Genomic DNA, 14,522 nt, shown 5'->3' with positions numbered 1-14,522 from the left:
CGGCGATGGGCACGAAGCGGCCAGGAGTATCCATCCATTCGACGGTGAACCGAGAGGAATGCCGAGCCTCACGGTCGCAGGGGCCGCTCCGGGTCGTAACGTCGACACGATGGACGATCGGCTTCATCGCGCTGCCTGGGGCACCGAACCCGGTATGTGGCCACTGCCCGCTGCATCGACCGTCCGCGAGCGGTGGGACCGCGCCGTCGCACTCGGTGGGCAAGGCAGGTACCTCGCCGCGTCGGCCGAGCTCGATGCGGCTGCGCTGTCGGGCCCTGTTCCACCGTCTCTGCGGTCGCAGATGTATTCGACTCGCGCATCATGGATACGGCAGAGGGGAGTGCACAGTGCAGCGGCGCGGGTGGACGGGACGGCGATCGCTGCGGTCGGGCTCGACGAGCGCAGTTCTCCGTCGGGTGAGGACGGCAATGAGGCTGCTGTCGTTCGTGCGCGAGCGGATGCTCTCGTCGGCCTTGCCGCGGACGCCCTCGGCGTAGGCAGATTCGGCACCGCGGACGCGCTGCTGACTCGATGCGAGCACATCGTGGCGCGAGATGGGCGCGAGGACGTTCTGTGGCGTCAACATCTGAGGCTCGGGTGGGTCCGCGCGGAACTCGCGATGTTCTCGGGAAAAGGGCCCGACGCGGTCCGGCATGCGCTCGACGCGCGCGGGCGTGCCGACGAGATCGATTCGTTACGCCACATCGTCAAGACCGACCTCGTGCTGGCTGCCGCCTACAGCTCCGTGGGAGATCTGTCACGAAGTGGTGACGGCGCCCAGCGTGTACTCGATGCCTGCGAGGTGCACGGACTCCTACCGTTGCGCTGGGCGGCAGCGATGTTGTGGAGCGGCGTCGGGGGAGGAGCGGCCGCGCAGTCGGTCGCGCGGGAGTGCGAGGCGGAGCTGGCTCGGCGCGGTGGTCGGTTCACGGCCGTGTGAAGTCACGGACCGAGTGGTTCGATCGAGTGGGGTGAAGGTCGCTATCCTTACTAGGTTCCACTTCGGGTGGAAGCGCTGTCGAGATGCGGCGGCGTCACTGTAACGCGGGGAATCCTTGAGCGATGAACAACACGGGTGAGGAGTTGGACTCCTTCGTCGCTGCCGCAGCGCAGGGCGAGCGAGCCGCACTCTCCCGAGTTCTGGAAATCATCCGTCCGCTCGTGGTGCGGTACTGCCGCGCACGTGTGGGCTCCGCCGAGCGTGGTCAGCTCTCGGCGGACGACGTGGCTCAGGAGGTCTGCTTGGCAGTCATGACCGCCCTGCCGCGTTATCAGGACCAGGGCCGACCGTTCATGGCCTTCGTGTACGGCATTGCCGCCCACAAGGTCGCCGACGCACATCGAAGCGCCTCCCGTAACAAATCGGACCCGGCCGCCGAAGTACCAGATGTCGTGTCGACGGAACACGGACCGGAGCAGCGAGCTCTGGACTCCGAGTCGAGTAGACAGATGACCGCCCTGCTGGACACCTTGCCCGCCAAGCACCGAGAGATTCTGGTGCTCCGACTCGTCGTCGGATTGTCGGCCGAGGAAACGGCAGCGGCAGTGGGTAGTACCGCAGGTGCCATCCGCGTGGCTCAACACCGAGCCATCGCGAAACTGAAGAACGAAGTTGTGAAAGCGGGTGAAATGTATGGCTAGGAACAACGGCCGTGATGGCATTCCCCGTATCGGCCGCCCGGATGGTTCCACGCCATCCGAGGATTCTCTCGACAGCACCCTCGTGGGTTCGAGTCCGGTGGACATCGCAGCGGTACGCCGAGACGAGGAATTCATCGAGGCAATCCGTGGCGACGGACCGATCGCGACGGACGACGCGGACGAGTACCAACTCGCTCTGCTCCTCGCCAACTGGCGTGCAGAAATCGTCCACCCCGCGCTCCCCGCAGGTCCCGACCTCGACGAAGTGGCGGCAGCCGTCGATCAGGAGATTGCCGCGACAGGGCTACGCCGCAAGGCGTCGAGTCGCGGACGTCAGCGTCTGCTCCGCCCGGTAGCGGGCGCCGCAGCGGCGATCGCGCTGGTGATGGGCGGCTTGGTCGTCTTCTCCTACAACTCCTCCCCGGGCGACGCGCTGTGGAGCGTCAAGTCCGTGGTGTTCTCGCAGCAAGCAGATTCGACCGTCGCGCAGATCGACACGACGTCGAAGCTCGAGCAGGCAGAACAGCTGATCGCAGCAGGCGACGTCGAAGGTGCACAGGCTCTGCTCGACGGTGCGTCGGGTGCGGCCGGCGCGGTCACCGACGACGCGCAGCGCACGGATCTGGAGATCTGGCTGCAGCGGTTGATCGAGCAACTCCAGACGATCATCCCGACGATTCCTCCGCAGTTGCCCCTACCGGTCGATCCGACGTTGCCTGCGCCCGTTCAGAGTGCACCCGAGTTGGGCTCGGTTCCGGTCACCACGGATCCGCTGCCTCCGCCGGTCTCCGGCACGGTCGACCCGTCGCAGGTTCCTTCGACCAGCGATCCGGTGCTCCCGACGACCGAGCCGCCCGCAGTCACCACGACGCCTCCCGGGCCGACGATTCTGAATCAGACCGGTGAGACGACGGCTACGGCCAGCGGTTCGAGTGACGGTACATCTGCTCCCCGGATCGACACGCTGGACACCAACGGAGGCTGATCGCCCTCCGGCCCTGCACCGCATACGACTGATGCCCTACACGAAAATCGTGTAGGGCATCAGTCGTATGATCGGGTGACTAGTTCTCGAAACCGTCGCCGTGCAGAGCGTCGTTCATGGACGCGTCCGCGTATCCGCGGCAGTAGTCCCATGTGACGTACGCATCGGGAACGGGGTCGTACGCAGGCTCGTGGGGACGAACGGTCCCGTCGACCAGGAGCTGGAGAAGGTTGGCTCGCAACATGTCCCAGTCGTGGTAGTGATCCTGCTGGCAGTCCTCGCAGCACACCACGAGTCCGCGAATACCGCGGTGTCCGAGGAGTGCCTCGTACACCGCGAGATCGGCGAGGTCTTCCTCGACGGCGAGCCGCTCCTGGGGGTCCAGAGGCTGGCCGGGCTCGATTGCATCGAGGGCGGCCGAGGGGTCGGCGGGGTCACCGGCGAAGGGATCCGGCGGTAAACCTGGAGGCAGTTGATCGCGCACGTCTCCACGGTACGCAGGACTGGTGGGTCTGCGCCAGCCGTTCACGCTTCGTGTCGACGCGCGACGAGGTCCACCGGGCGGCCGATCGGCCGCAGTCGGGGTGCGGTCGACCTGCTCGAACGACGCCGTCCGGTGCGCGTTCACGAGCGAACGGCGGAGCCGATACCATGTGTGCAGGCGCTGAGCGAGCGTACGCGTCCATGTTTTTTCGTCCGCACTGTCTCCATCCGCTTTCGAACACGCCGTCTTCTCCGGTGCACCGCCCGCGCGCTGCGAGAAGGGCACACAGGCTCTAGGGAGGGCCAGATCCGCATGAGTAGTTCCGGAGCCCACGTCCGTACCGGTGGCGACGACCCCAACAAGGTCGCCATGCTCGGTTTGACCTTCGACGATGTTCTGCTGTTGCCCGCTGCGTCGGACTTGATTCCCAGCGCCGTGGACACCTCCAGTCAACTCACCCGCGAGATCCGTCTGCGCGTCCCACTGGTCAGTTCCGCGATGGACACCGTCACCGAGGCGCGCATGGCCATCGCCATGGCCCGCGCGGGTGGCATGGGCGTCCTGCATCGCAACCTGTCACTGCAGGATCAGGCGTCCCAGGTGGAAACCGTCAAGCGGTCCGAGGCGGGCATGGTCACCGACCCGGTCACCTGCAAGCCCACCGACACACTCGCCGAGGTCGACGCGATGTGCGCACGGTTCCGCATCTCGGGTCTGCCGGTGACCGACGAGACCGGTGCCCTCGTCGGCATCATCACCAACCGTGACATGCGTTTCGAGGTCGACCAGAACCGCCGCGTCGCCGACGTGATGACCAAGGCACCGCTCATCACCGCGCGCGAGGGCGTCACCGCCGAGGCAGCTCTCGGTCTTCTCCGTCGGCACAAGATCGAGAAACTCCCCATCGTCGACGGACAGGGCGCTCTCACCGGACTGATCACGGTCAAGGACTTCGTCAAAACCGAGCAGCACCCCCTCGCCACCAAGGACCGCGACGGGCGCCTGCTGGTCGGAGCGGCAGTGGGTGTCGGGCAGGACGCGTGGTCGCGTTCCATGGCGCTCACCGACGCCGGTGTCGACGTGCTCATCGTCGACACCGCGCACGGGCACAACTCGTCGGTGCTCGAGATGGTCAGCAAGCTGAAAGCCGAAGTAGGAGAACGCGTCCAGGTCGTCGGCGGCAACATCGCGACCCGCGCGGGCGCATTGGCACTCGTCGAGGCAGGCGCGGACGCGGTCAAGGTCGGCGTCGGTCCCGGCTCGATCTGCACCACCCGCGTCGTCGCAGGCGTCGGCGCCCCGCAGATCACCGCGATCCTCGAGGCGGTCGCCGCGTGCAAGGCGCACGGTGTTCCGGTCATCGCCGACGGTGGTCTCCAGTTCTCCGGCGACATCGCCAAGGCGTTGGCTGCGGGCGCGTCGACGGCCATGCTCGGCTCGTTGCTGGCAGGTACGGCCGAGTCGCCGGGCGAGTTGATTCTCGTCGGTGGCAAGCAGTTCAAGAGCTACCGCGGCATGGGTTCGCTCGGGGCGATGCAGGGACGCGGAGCGGCCAAGTCGTTCTCCAAGGACCGTTACTTCCAGGACGACGTCCTCGCCGAGGACAAGCTCGTCCCCGAAGGCATCGAAGGCCGGGTCCCGTACCGCGGACCGCTGTCCCAGGTCATCCATCAGCTGACCGGTGGTCTCCGTGCCGCGATGGGATACACCGGGTCCAACTCCATCGAGGAACTGCAGGAGGCGCAGTTCGTGCAGATCACCGCTGCCGGACTGAAGGAAAGCCACCCGCACGACATCACGATGACCGCGGAAGCTCCCAACTACACCGTGCGCTGACTTCGCTCGCATCGGCCTGAACTCAAGACGAACTCCTAGGGAAAGGGGCGCGCGTGCGCGACCTCGTTGAAATCGGCATGGGCAGAGAAGCCCGTCGCACCTACCAGCTCGACGACATCGACATCGTGCCCTCGCGCCGTACTCGGTCGTCGAAGGAGGTGTCCACGGCCTGGCAGCTCGACGCCTACCGATTCGACATTCCGGTCCTGGCTCATCCGACCGACGCGTTGGTGTCGCCGGAATTCGCGATCGAGCTCGGCAAGCAGGGTGGCCTCGGCGTCATCAACGGCGAGGGGTTGTGGGCTCGCCACACGGACGTCCAGGCCAAGCTCGACGAGCTGGTCGCGATCGCCGAGAACGACTTCGACGCCGACGCTCCCGTCGCATTCCTGCAGAAGCTGCACGCAGCACCGCTGCAACCGGACCTCCTCGCTGCCGCCGTCGCGCAGGTCCGCGCAGCCGGTGTCACCGTCGCGGTCCGCGTCAGCCCGCAGAGCGCCAAGAACCTGACGCCTGCGCTGGTCGCAGCCGGTATCGATCTGCTCGTCATCCAGGGCACCATCATCTCCGCGGAGCACGTGGCGCACGGCGACGAGGAGCCGCTCAACCTCAAGACGTTCATCGCCGAGCTCGACGTACCGGTCATCGCCGGTGGCGTCAGCGATCACCGCACCGCGCTGCACCTGATGCGCACCGGCGCTGCCGGAGTCATCGTCGGCTACGGGTCGGTCGAGGGAGGCACCACCACCGGTGAAGTTCTCGGCATCGGTGTACCCATGGCAACGGCCATCGCGGACGCTGCGGCAGCTCGTCGGGACTACCTCGACGAGACCGGCGGCCGCTATGTTCACGTCATCGCCGACGGCGACATCACCACGTCGGGCGGCCTGGCCAAGGCAATCGCGTGCGGTGCGGACGCCGCCGTGCTCGGTGCTCCTCTCGCGGCGGCAGCAGAGGCGCCCGGTGGCGGTTGGTACTGGCCCTCCGCGGCAGCGCACCCGTCGATGCCGCGAGGCGCACTCCTGCCCGTCGCAGCCGGTGAGCGCCCGAGCCTCGACCAGGTCCTGCACGGTCCGTCGAGCGAGCCCTACGGTTCGATCAACCTCGTCGGAGGTCTGCGCCGGTCCATGGCGAAGTCGGGTTACTCGGATCTCAAGGAATTCCAGAAAGTCGGCCTGAACGTCCGAGCCTGACCCTCTCTGTCCCACGTTCGACAGCGCGCACCCCGAATCGGGGTGCGCGCTTCGTCGTTTGCTGGGGAACTCGGGTGCCGGGTGGGAGCGAACGTGACGTTCGGTCACCTGGGGGCCCGGGAGCGCGGGTTGCAGCGAGTGCGCGGGTTGCAGTGCGCGCGTGGGCTGAAAGCCGCGCGTTCGGGGGCCGAGAGCGAGCGAACGTGACGTTCGGTCACCTGGGGCAGCGCGGAGTGAGCCTTACCTCAGTTGGTGATACTTGGAGTTACAGCTACAGTGGCTTGTGTCAACTGTCACAGGGTTGTTGTCAGTTCGCCGCTGCTGTCATCTAGAGTGTGGTCGCAGTCACATCGAGGTGATGCGCGGTGCGGCGGAGCTGGCTGAGTTACGCACGAGGCGCGGAGGTCAACAGTGGAGACACGGACAGCTGGGACACAGGCTCGCACGACCGACTACGACGTTCTGATCGTCGGGTCCGGTTTCGGCGGAAGCGTCACGGCGCTGCGCTTGGTCGAGAAGGGCTACAAGGTAGGCATCCTCGAGGCCGGACGGCGCTACGAGGACAAGGATTTCGCCAAGACCAGCTGGGACCTGAAGCGGTTCCTGTGGGCGCCCAAGCTCGGGTGCTACGGCATCCAGCGTGTTCACCTGCTGCGTGACTGCCTCATTCTGGCCGGTGCAGGGGTGGGCGGCGGTTCGCTGAACTACGCGAACACCCTGTACCAGCCGCCGGAGCCGTTCTTCAAGGACAAGCAGTGGGCGCATATCACCGACTGGAGCAGCGAGCTCGGTCCGTTCTACGACCAGGCGACGCGCATGCTCGGTGTCGTGCGTAACCCGCACATGACACCCGCCGACGAGGTCATGAAGTCCGTCGCCGAGGACATGGGCGTCGGGGACACGTTCATTCAGACTCCGGTCGGCGTGTTCTTCGGCGACGAGCCGGGCAAGAAGGTCGGCGACCCGTACTTCGGCGGCGTCGGTCCTGAGCGCACCGGGTGCATCGAGTGTGGTGAGTGCATGACCGGGTGTCGCCACGGCGCCAAGAACACACTGCTGAAGAACTACCTCGCCCTTGCCGAGCGCGCCGGAGCCGAGATCGTCCCGATGACGACGGTGACAGGTCTTCGTGCTCTGCCCGACGGCACGTGGGACGTCGCCACCGAGCGAACCGGCGCGTGGGTTCGCAAGCACCCCAAGACCTACACCGCGTCGCACGTCGTCCTGGCCGCGGGCACGTGGGGTACGCAGAATTTGCTGCACAAGATGAAGGACACCGGCGCACTGCCGCGTCTGTCCGACAAGCTCGGTGAATTGACGCGTACCAACTCCGAATCCATCGTCGGTGCCGCCAAGTTGAAGGTCGACCCGGAGATGGATCTGACCAGGGGAGTGGCGATCACGTCGTCGTTCCACCCGTCGTCGAACACCCACATCGAACCGTGCCGCTACGGCAAGGGTTCCAACGCGATGGGCCTGTTGCAGACGCTGATGACCGACGGGGGTGGGCGCATTCCGCGATGGCTCAAGTTCGTTTTCGCGCTGCTGGCTCATCCGCTCGACTTCCTGCGGGTGGTGAACACCAAGAACTGGAGCGAGCGCACGATCATCGCGCTCGTGATGCAGAACCTCGACAACTCGATCACCACCTTCACCAAGCGTGGGCTGTTCGGTCGCAAGGTGTCCAGCAAGCAGGGACACGGCGAACCGAACCCGACGTGGATCCCTGAGGGCAACGACGCGACGCGGCGTATAGCGAAGAAGATCGGGGGCGTCGCGGGCGGCACATGGGGTGAGCTGTTCAACATTCCGTTGACCGCTCACTTCCTCGGTGGCTGCGCCATCGCGTCCGACGCCGAGCACGGCGTCATCGACCCGTATCACCGCGTCCACGGGTACCCGACGATGTTCGTCGTCGACGGGTCGTCCGTGTCGGCCAACCTCGGCGTGAATCCGTCGCTGACCATCAGTGCTCAGGCGGAGCGTGCAGCGGCGCTGTGGCCCAACAAGGGTGAGCAGGATCTACGGCCGCGCCAGGGTCTCGCTTACGAACGGATCGAGCCGATCGCTCCCAACGCTCCGGTGGTGCCGGTGTCCGCGCCCGCAGCGTTGCGTCTGCCCATCGTCGAGATCCGCTCTCCGAAACCCGCCACCACCGGTGCCGCGTAAGAAGATGCTGCGTGGAACCAGCCTGTCGCGCGCCACTAGACTGTTCCGGTGACCGCATCGCAGCAGCCTGATCCCGCCCTGCCTCGGCCCGTTCTCGTAGTCGACTTCGGTGCCCAGTACGCCCAGCTCATCGCGCGTCGTGTGCGTGAGGCGAACGTGTATTCCGAGGTGATCTCGCATACCGCGACCGTCGAGGAGATCGCCGCCAAGAACCCGGTTGCACTCGTTCTGTCCGGCGGGCCGTCGAGTGTGTACGCCGAGGGCGCGCCTGCTCTCGACGCGAAGGTGTTCGATCTCGATCTTCCGGTCTTCGGTATCTGCTACGGCTTCCAGGCGATGGCGCAGGCACTCGGCGGAACCGTCGCGCACACGGGGACTCGTGAGTACGGCCGGACGCAGCTGTCCGTCGATGGCGGTGTCCTGCACGACGGTCTTCCTGCGACGCAGCCGGTGTGGATGAGTCACGGTGATGCTGTGACGGAGGCTCCGGAAGGGTTCACGGTCACGGCGACGAGCGCCGGCGCTCCCGTGGCTGCGTTCGAGAACGCCGAGCGCAGGCTCGCCGGTGTCCAGTACCACCCCGAGGTGCTGCATTCGCCGCACGGTCAGCAGGTCCTCGGTCGGTTCCTGCACGAGACAGCCGGAATCAAGGCGGAGTGGACGGCGGCCAACATCGCCGACGCATTGATCGAGCAGATCCAGGAGCAGGTCGGGCCGGACGGTCACGCCATCTGCGGACTGTCCGGGGGTGTGGATTCCGCGGTTGCGGCAACCTTGGTGCAGCGTGCGATCGGTGACCGTCTGACGTGTGTGTTCGTCGACCACGGTCTGCTGCGAGAGGGCGAGCGGGAGCAGGTCCAGCAGGACTTCGTCGCGTCGACCGGCGCCAAGCTGGTCACCGTCGATGCGGTCGACACGTTCCTCGGTGCCCTCGACGGCGTCTCCGATCCCGAGGAGAAGCGCAAGATCATCGGCCGCGAATTCATTCGTAGCTTCGAGGGTGCTGTCGCTGAGGTGTTGGGTGACAACGCTGCTCAGGGTGCGGAGGTTCAGTTCTTGGTGCAGGGCACGCTGTACCCGGACGTGGTCGAGTCCGGTGGGGGATCCGGCACCGCCAACATCAAGAGCCACCACAACGTCGGCGGTCTGCCGGACGATCTGCAGTTCGACCTCGTCGAGCCTCTTCGTACCTTGTTCAAGGACGAGGTCCGGGCAGTGGGCCGCGAGTTGGGTCTTCCCGAGGAAATCGTCGGCCGCCAGCCCTTCCCCGGGCCCGGTCTGGCCATTCGCATCGTCGGCGAGATCACGCGAGACCGATTGGCCACGTTGCGCCAGGCCGATTCGATCGTCCGTGAGGAACTGACCGCGGCGGGCTTGGATCAGCAGATCTGGCAGTGCCCCGTGGTCCTGCTCGCGGATGTGCGCAGCGTCGGCGTTCAGGGTGACGGCCGGACGTACGGCCATCCCATCGTCTTGCGCCCGGTATCGAGCGAGGATGCGATGACGGCGGACTGGACGAGGTTGCCGTACGAGGTGTTGGAAACCATTTCGACCCGGGTGACCAACGAGGTTCCGGAGGTCAACCGAGTCGTTCTCGACGTGACGAGCAAGCCGCCGGGCACCATCGAGTGGGAGTGAGAATTCTCTAGTTCTTCTTCCCGCCCCGGCCTGGGGCGAGGAGAAGGGCCAGTCCGACGACGATCGCCGCGACGACGAAGACCCAGCGGAACTGAACGTTGCCGAGGGACTCGAGGGCCGAGGGCCCGATCAGAGCGCTGACGCTGACCAGCAGGGCCACGAGTCCGGAGAGAAACAGCAACGCCGAGGGTCGGGTGCGCGCGTTTCGTTCTTCGGCCGTGTCGGTGTCCCTGTCTCCGTACTCGCTGCTATTCATGGATGATCTCCAAGTTTCCGAGACGGACATCTCCGTCGATGGTGAGAACAGGGGCGTCCTCGGCTGCGTCGGTGCCGCGCTGCAGGCCACCGGATCCGCAGGCAGCCGATCCCATGACTGCCACGCAGGTCGGGTCGATTGTCATCGTCGACGGTACCCAGATGGTCGCGTTTCCTCCGGTGACATCGATTGCGACAGTTCGGTTGTCGGTGAGGGCGAGGCCGCGCAAGTCGAGTTGGAGGTCACCGCCGGCGATGCTGTACGACGGTTGGAGTTGCGCGACCGTCGTCGGCCGTGCATCGACCGACCCGCTGGTTGCGCCGTCGAAGTTCACCGGTCCCACGATGGATGCGAGGATCACGAAACCGAGTACAGGGAATGCGACGACCAGCAGGCCGTACCCCTTGCGTAGGAATGCGCCGAGGATCAGTCCGACGGCGAGGACACCGAGAGCTACGGCCCCGATGCGTGCGGGGGAGAGCCACTCCGACCCCGTTGCCGCCGCGATGCCGCCGGTGACGGCTGCGGCGAGCAGGGCCAACCCGATGAAACTCGACGTCCACCGTGAGCGCCGCTTCTTCGGAGTGGTCGACGCCGGAAGGTGAACAGTCGTCGGTTCGGGTAGGTCCCAGGCGAAGGGGGCGACGCCCAACGGATCCCACGACGGTGGTGTCGGGCCGGTGGTCGTGTCCGTCGTCGGCTGGGCCGGCGCCGCGGACTCGGATTTGTTCAGGTTCACCTCGGAACCCGTCGACCGGTCGGTGGGTGGGGGTGTGGACGGAACGTACGTCGTGGGCAGTGTCGTGTACGGCGAGTACGCGGGAGGTGTGTAGCCCGCGGGTCGATAGTTGGGCGGGCGGTAGTTGGCACCTGCCCACGGCGTCGGGGTGTACGGCGTGTTGAACGAGATCGGGAAATCCTGTTGCGCGTAGACCTGTGCACCGCCGGGCAGGAACTCGGGTGGTTGCGGCTGCCTCTGGTGCAGTAGCCACAGTCCGGCGAGAAGCGCGACCATGCTGATGGCGCCGGATCCGCCCAATCCGACACCGACGGGACCCAGGGTGGAGACCGCGATGATCAGCGCCACGATCAGGACCACGATCTTGGTGTTGGATTCCGAGCTGGTGCCTCTGCCCATCAGCGACTCGGCGGGAGAGGCTGCATCTCCTGCCTTGCTGAAGAGCAGCCAGGCGGCGAGGTACAGGACGATGCCTGCTCCGCCGAAGATGGTGCCGACGACGAGCGCGACGCGAACGAGGACGGGATCGACGCCGTAGCGGTAGCCGATGCCGGCGGCGACACCCGCGACATGGCCACGCTGTGGCAACCGATACGGGCGCGTACGCCACATCTGCTGTAGCTGTTCGGAGACGGCCAAGTTGCTCATGGAACCATCGTGGCCCGTCGGGTGCACGGAGACCATCGGGGATCGCCCTGATGTTTTCCCTACCTTCACGCACGAGTTGCAGGAATGTTCTCGGCATCCCACGGCTTGCTACTTCGAGAACGACCATTCGCATCACGAAGGAGAAACGCGTGAAGATCGGAATCATCGGGGCCGGGCTCATCGGCGGCACCCTGACCCGCAAGCTGGCCGAACTCGGACACGACGTGCGCGTGTCGAATTCGCGCGCACCGGAGACGTTGGCCGAGTTGGCTGCCGACACCGGCGCCGAGGCAGTGTGGAGCAAGGACGCAGCCGCCGACGCCGATCTCGTTATCGTGAGCATTCCACAGAAGAACACCCCGGACCTGGCGTCGGACATTCTCGATGCGGCCAAGCCAGGCGCGCCGATCATCGAGACCAACAACTACTACCCGCAGCAGCGCGACGGCCTGATCGCCGAGATCGAGAACGGCAAGCCCGAAAGCGTGTGGGTTGCCGAGCATTTCGGTGATCGATCGTCGGATGTGTTCAAGGTGTTCAACGGAATCTGGTGGAAGCATCTTCTCGAGAAGGGCGTTCCCGCCGGAACCGACGCTGCGTCCACCCGGACGAGAATCGCGCTTCCCGTCGCGGGTGCCGACGGGCCGGGCAAGAAGCTCGTCTTCGACGTCGTCGACGCTCTGGGATTCGAGCCGGTGGACGCCGGCACGCTCGAAGAATCGTGGCGTCAGCAGCCTGGTACGCCGGTGTACGGCAAGGACTACGACGCCGACGCCACGAAGAAGGCTCTTGCCGAGGCGACCGCCGACAGAACCGAGGAGTGGCGCGCGATTCCGTCCTGACATCAGTCCGGTGCGGAAATCAGGGGAGACCCTGATGCGGGTGCGGCTCGATTCGTGCCAGGATCGATGACGTGCTCCCTGTCGATGCCGCGTCCTCGTCCCCGGGCGCCGAGCCGGTGAAGTTCTACCGGCGCGGCGGCGGAAGGATCGTGGGCGGAGTCGCAGGTGGACTCTCCGACCATCTGGGTGTCGACGTCTTCAAGGTCCGAGTCGCGTTTGCGTTGCTCGCCGTCATGGCGGGCGCCGGAATCTTCGCCTACGGGTTGCTGTGGGTGTTCACCCCGGCAGGTGACGACGTGGACCGGCCGAGTTCGGCCGAGCGCCAGCGGGCATTGGGTCTCGCGGCGCTCGGCCTCGGGCTCGCGGCCGGCTTGGCGTGGCTGCTGAACGGCACGGCGGCGTCGGTACTCGTTCCTGTCGTCGTGGTGATCGTCGGTGCGGCGCTCGTATGGCGGGAGTTCGACTCCGAAGGTCCTAGGTCTCTGCTCGGGATGCCGAAGAAGCCGACCGTCCTCAGCTGGGCTCGCGTCGTCGGCGGCGCGACGTTGATCATTCTCGGACTCTGCGTCGTGGTGCTGGCCAGGGTGGACATCGCGTCGATCAGGTCCTCGCTGCTCGCGGTCATCGTGACACTGGTCGGGGCCGGTCTGCTGACGGTCCCGGTCTGGTTGCGTCTGTGGCGCACCTTGAACGCCGAGCGGTCGGCTCGTATTCGGAACGACGAGCGCGAGGAGATCGCCTCCCATCTGCACGATTCCGTGCTGCAGACGCTGGCGCTCATCCAGAAACAGTCGGATCAGCCGCAGGAAGTGATGCGTCTGGCCCGTGGGCAGGAGCGAGAGCTCCGGAAGTGGCTGTTCGAGGGCGGGGACACCGATCATTCGTCCCTGTCCGAGGCGCTGAAGACCATCGCAGGCGAGGTCGAGGATCAGCACGGCGTCACGGTTCGGCCGATCACAGTCGGCGACGTGCAACTCTCGGCCGAGAACTCCGACTCCGGGCTTCCACGTGAGCACTTCACCGCTTTGCTCGGCGCGACGCGGGAAGCGCTCGTCAACGCAGCCAAGCACTCCGGCGAGACCAACATCGACCTCTTCGCCGAGACCGAGGCGGACAAGGTGACGGTCTTCGTGCGCGATCGCGGCAGCGGTTTCGACGAGAACCTGGTGCCGACGGATCGGCAAGGACTCGCCAAATCCATCCACGGCAGAATCGAACGTCGAGGTGGTCAGGTGTCGGTACGCTCCACCGTGGGCAGAGGAACCGAAGTGCGCATCCTGATGCCCCGGCACGATTCGGCTCCCGACAGGCAGATTCATGTTGCCGACCACATCACATCCCCTGAATCGCAGACGTCCGAACAACCACTACCGCAGGAGCAGCCCCGGTGACCGACACCTTCCGTGTCTTTCTCGTCGACGACCATGCAGTGTTCCGCTCCGGAGTCAGAGCCGAACTGGCGCGCGAAGGCGATATCGAGGTGGTCGGTGAGGCAGGCGGGGTTGCCGACGCGGTAGCGGGAATCGACTCGACCAAGCCCGACGTGGTCCTCTTGGACGTGCACATGCCCGACGGCGGTGGTGTGGCGGTACTCGGACGTATATCGTCCGGTCCGGTGTGTCTGGCGTTGTCGGTGTCCGACGCAGCCGAGGACGTCATCGCCGTGATCCGAGCCGGTGCACGCGGTTACGTCACCAAGACCATTTCAGGAGCCGAACTGGCCGACGGCGTGCGGCGGGTGGCAGGCGGGGACGCGGTGTTCTCGCCTCGACTCGCCGGGTTCGTTCTCGACTCCTTCACCGGCAATTCGGCCGTTCCGGAGCCGCCGCTGGATCCGGAGCTGGATTCGCTGACACCGCGCGAACTCGAAGTGTTGAGGTTGTTGGCGCGCGGTTACACGTATCGAGAGATCGCGGAGGATCTGTTCATCTCGGTCAAGACCGTAGAGACCCACGCGTCGAACGTGCTGCGGAAGACACAGCAATCCAATCGCAACGCCCTGACCAGGTGGGCCCACAAGCGTCGGATCGATTGACGGCTGGATGCAGGAATAGACTTTCGGAGACTGTCGGATCGACCTTCGGTGCCACT

At 65.9% G+C, this 14,522-nt stretch carries 13 protein-coding genes; 10 read left to right on the top strand and 3 right to left on the bottom strand.

What is annotated here, in order from left to right; translation table 11 throughout:
• The first annotated feature begins 109 nt into the window (after positions 1-109).
• The 3 genes from CH292_RS01325 (at position 110) to CH292_RS01315 (ending at position 2,626) form a co-directional block, all read left to right on the top strand.
• Positions 110-940 carry a hypothetical protein gene (locus tag CH292_RS01325; RefSeq protein WP_026347519.1) on the top strand — a complete coding sequence of 277 codons (831 nt, stop codon included), beginning with the start codon at positions 110-112 and terminating at the stop codon, positions 938-940.
• Positions 941-1,062: 122 nt separating this feature from the next.
• Complete coding sequence (locus CH292_RS01320; protein ID WP_019663610.1) at positions 1,063-1,641, top strand: sigma-70 family RNA polymerase sigma factor; 579 nt, start codon at positions 1,063-1,065, stop codon at positions 1,639-1,641.
• Positions 1,634-2,626 carry an anti-sigma-D factor RsdA gene (locus CH292_RS01315; protein ID WP_020111134.1) on the top strand — a complete coding sequence of 331 codons (993 nt, stop codon included), beginning with the start codon at positions 1,634-1,636 and terminating at the stop codon, positions 2,624-2,626. The genes CH292_RS01320 and CH292_RS01315 overlap by 8 nt, the downstream gene beginning before the upstream one ends.
• 79 nt (positions 2,627-2,705) lie before the next feature.
• On the opposite strand, the gene CH292_RS01310 is transcribed toward CH292_RS01315, so the two are convergent.
• A complete protein-coding gene (locus tag CH292_RS01310) occupies positions 2,706-3,110 on the bottom strand; it encodes a DUF5319 domain-containing protein (RefSeq protein WP_026347520.1) in 405 nt (134 codons plus the stop codon).
• Between the two features lie 312 nt (positions 3,111-3,422).
• On the opposite strand from CH292_RS01310, the gene guaB reads away from it, so the two are divergent.
• The 4 genes from guaB (at position 3,423) to guaA (ending at position 9,946) form a co-directional block, all read left to right on the top strand.
• On the top strand, positions 3,423-4,946 hold the full coding sequence (gene guaB / locus CH292_RS01305) for an IMP dehydrogenase (protein WP_170945130.1): 1,524 nt from the start codon (positions 3,423-3,425) through the stop codon (positions 4,944-4,946).
• Between the two features lie 53 nt (positions 4,947-4,999).
• Positions 5,000-6,139 carry a GuaB3 family IMP dehydrogenase-related protein gene (locus tag CH292_RS01300; RefSeq protein ID WP_019663614.1) on the top strand — a complete coding sequence of 380 codons (1,140 nt, stop codon included), beginning with the start codon at positions 5,000-5,002 and terminating at the stop codon, positions 6,137-6,139.
• Positions 6,140-6,550: 411 nt separating this feature from the next.
• Positions 6,551-8,308: a GMC oxidoreductase gene (locus CH292_RS01295; protein WP_019663615.1), complete on the top strand. Its 1,758-nt coding sequence runs from the start codon at positions 6,551-6,553 to the stop codon at positions 8,306-8,308.
• Positions 8,309-8,356: 48 nt separating this feature from the next.
• Entirely contained in the window at positions 8,357-9,946 is a 1,590-nt protein-coding gene (gene guaA / locus CH292_RS01290; protein ID WP_020111133.1) for a glutamine-hydrolyzing GMP synthase, read from the top strand.
• Between the two features lie 7 nt (positions 9,947-9,953).
• Here the strand turns inward: guaA and CH292_RS01285 are convergent, their stop codons facing one another.
• Complete coding sequence (locus CH292_RS01285; protein WP_094653831.1) at positions 9,954-10,202, bottom strand: hypothetical protein; 249 nt, start codon at positions 10,200-10,202, stop codon at positions 9,954-9,956.
• Positions 10,195-11,625: a PspC domain-containing protein gene (locus CH292_RS01280; protein ID WP_094626217.1), complete on the bottom strand. Its 1,431-nt coding sequence runs from the start codon at positions 11,623-11,625 to the stop codon at positions 10,195-10,197. The genes CH292_RS01285 and CH292_RS01280 overlap by 8 nt, the downstream gene beginning before the upstream one ends.
• Before the next feature lie 14 nt (positions 11,626-11,639).
• Here CH292_RS01280 and CH292_RS01275 point away from each other — a divergent pair, with 14 nt between their 5' ends.
• The 3 genes from CH292_RS01275 (at position 11,640) to CH292_RS01265 (ending at position 14,466) form a co-directional block, all read left to right on the top strand.
• Entirely contained in the window at positions 11,640-12,431 is a 792-nt protein-coding gene (locus tag CH292_RS01275; RefSeq protein WP_256976891.1) for an NADPH-dependent F420 reductase, read from the top strand.
• Between the two features lie 71 nt (positions 12,432-12,502).
• Entirely contained in the window at positions 12,503-13,822 is a 1,320-nt protein-coding gene (locus CH292_RS01270; RefSeq protein ID WP_033189924.1) for an ATP-binding protein, read from the top strand.
• Complete coding sequence (locus tag CH292_RS01265; protein ID WP_019663621.1) at positions 13,819-14,466, top strand: response regulator transcription factor; 648 nt, start codon at positions 13,819-13,821, stop codon at positions 14,464-14,466. Before CH292_RS01270 ends, CH292_RS01265 begins: the two co-directional genes overlap by 4 nt.
• Positions 14,467-14,522 lie beyond the last annotated feature (56 nt).

It is taken from the genome of Rhodococcus sp. 14-2470-1a, assembly GCF_002259425.1.
GTDB classification, from domain to species: Bacteria; Actinomycetota; Actinomycetes; order Mycobacteriales; family Mycobacteriaceae; genus Rhodococcoides; species Rhodococcoides fascians_E.
This window is presented reverse-complemented; position numbering and strand designations above follow the sequence as displayed.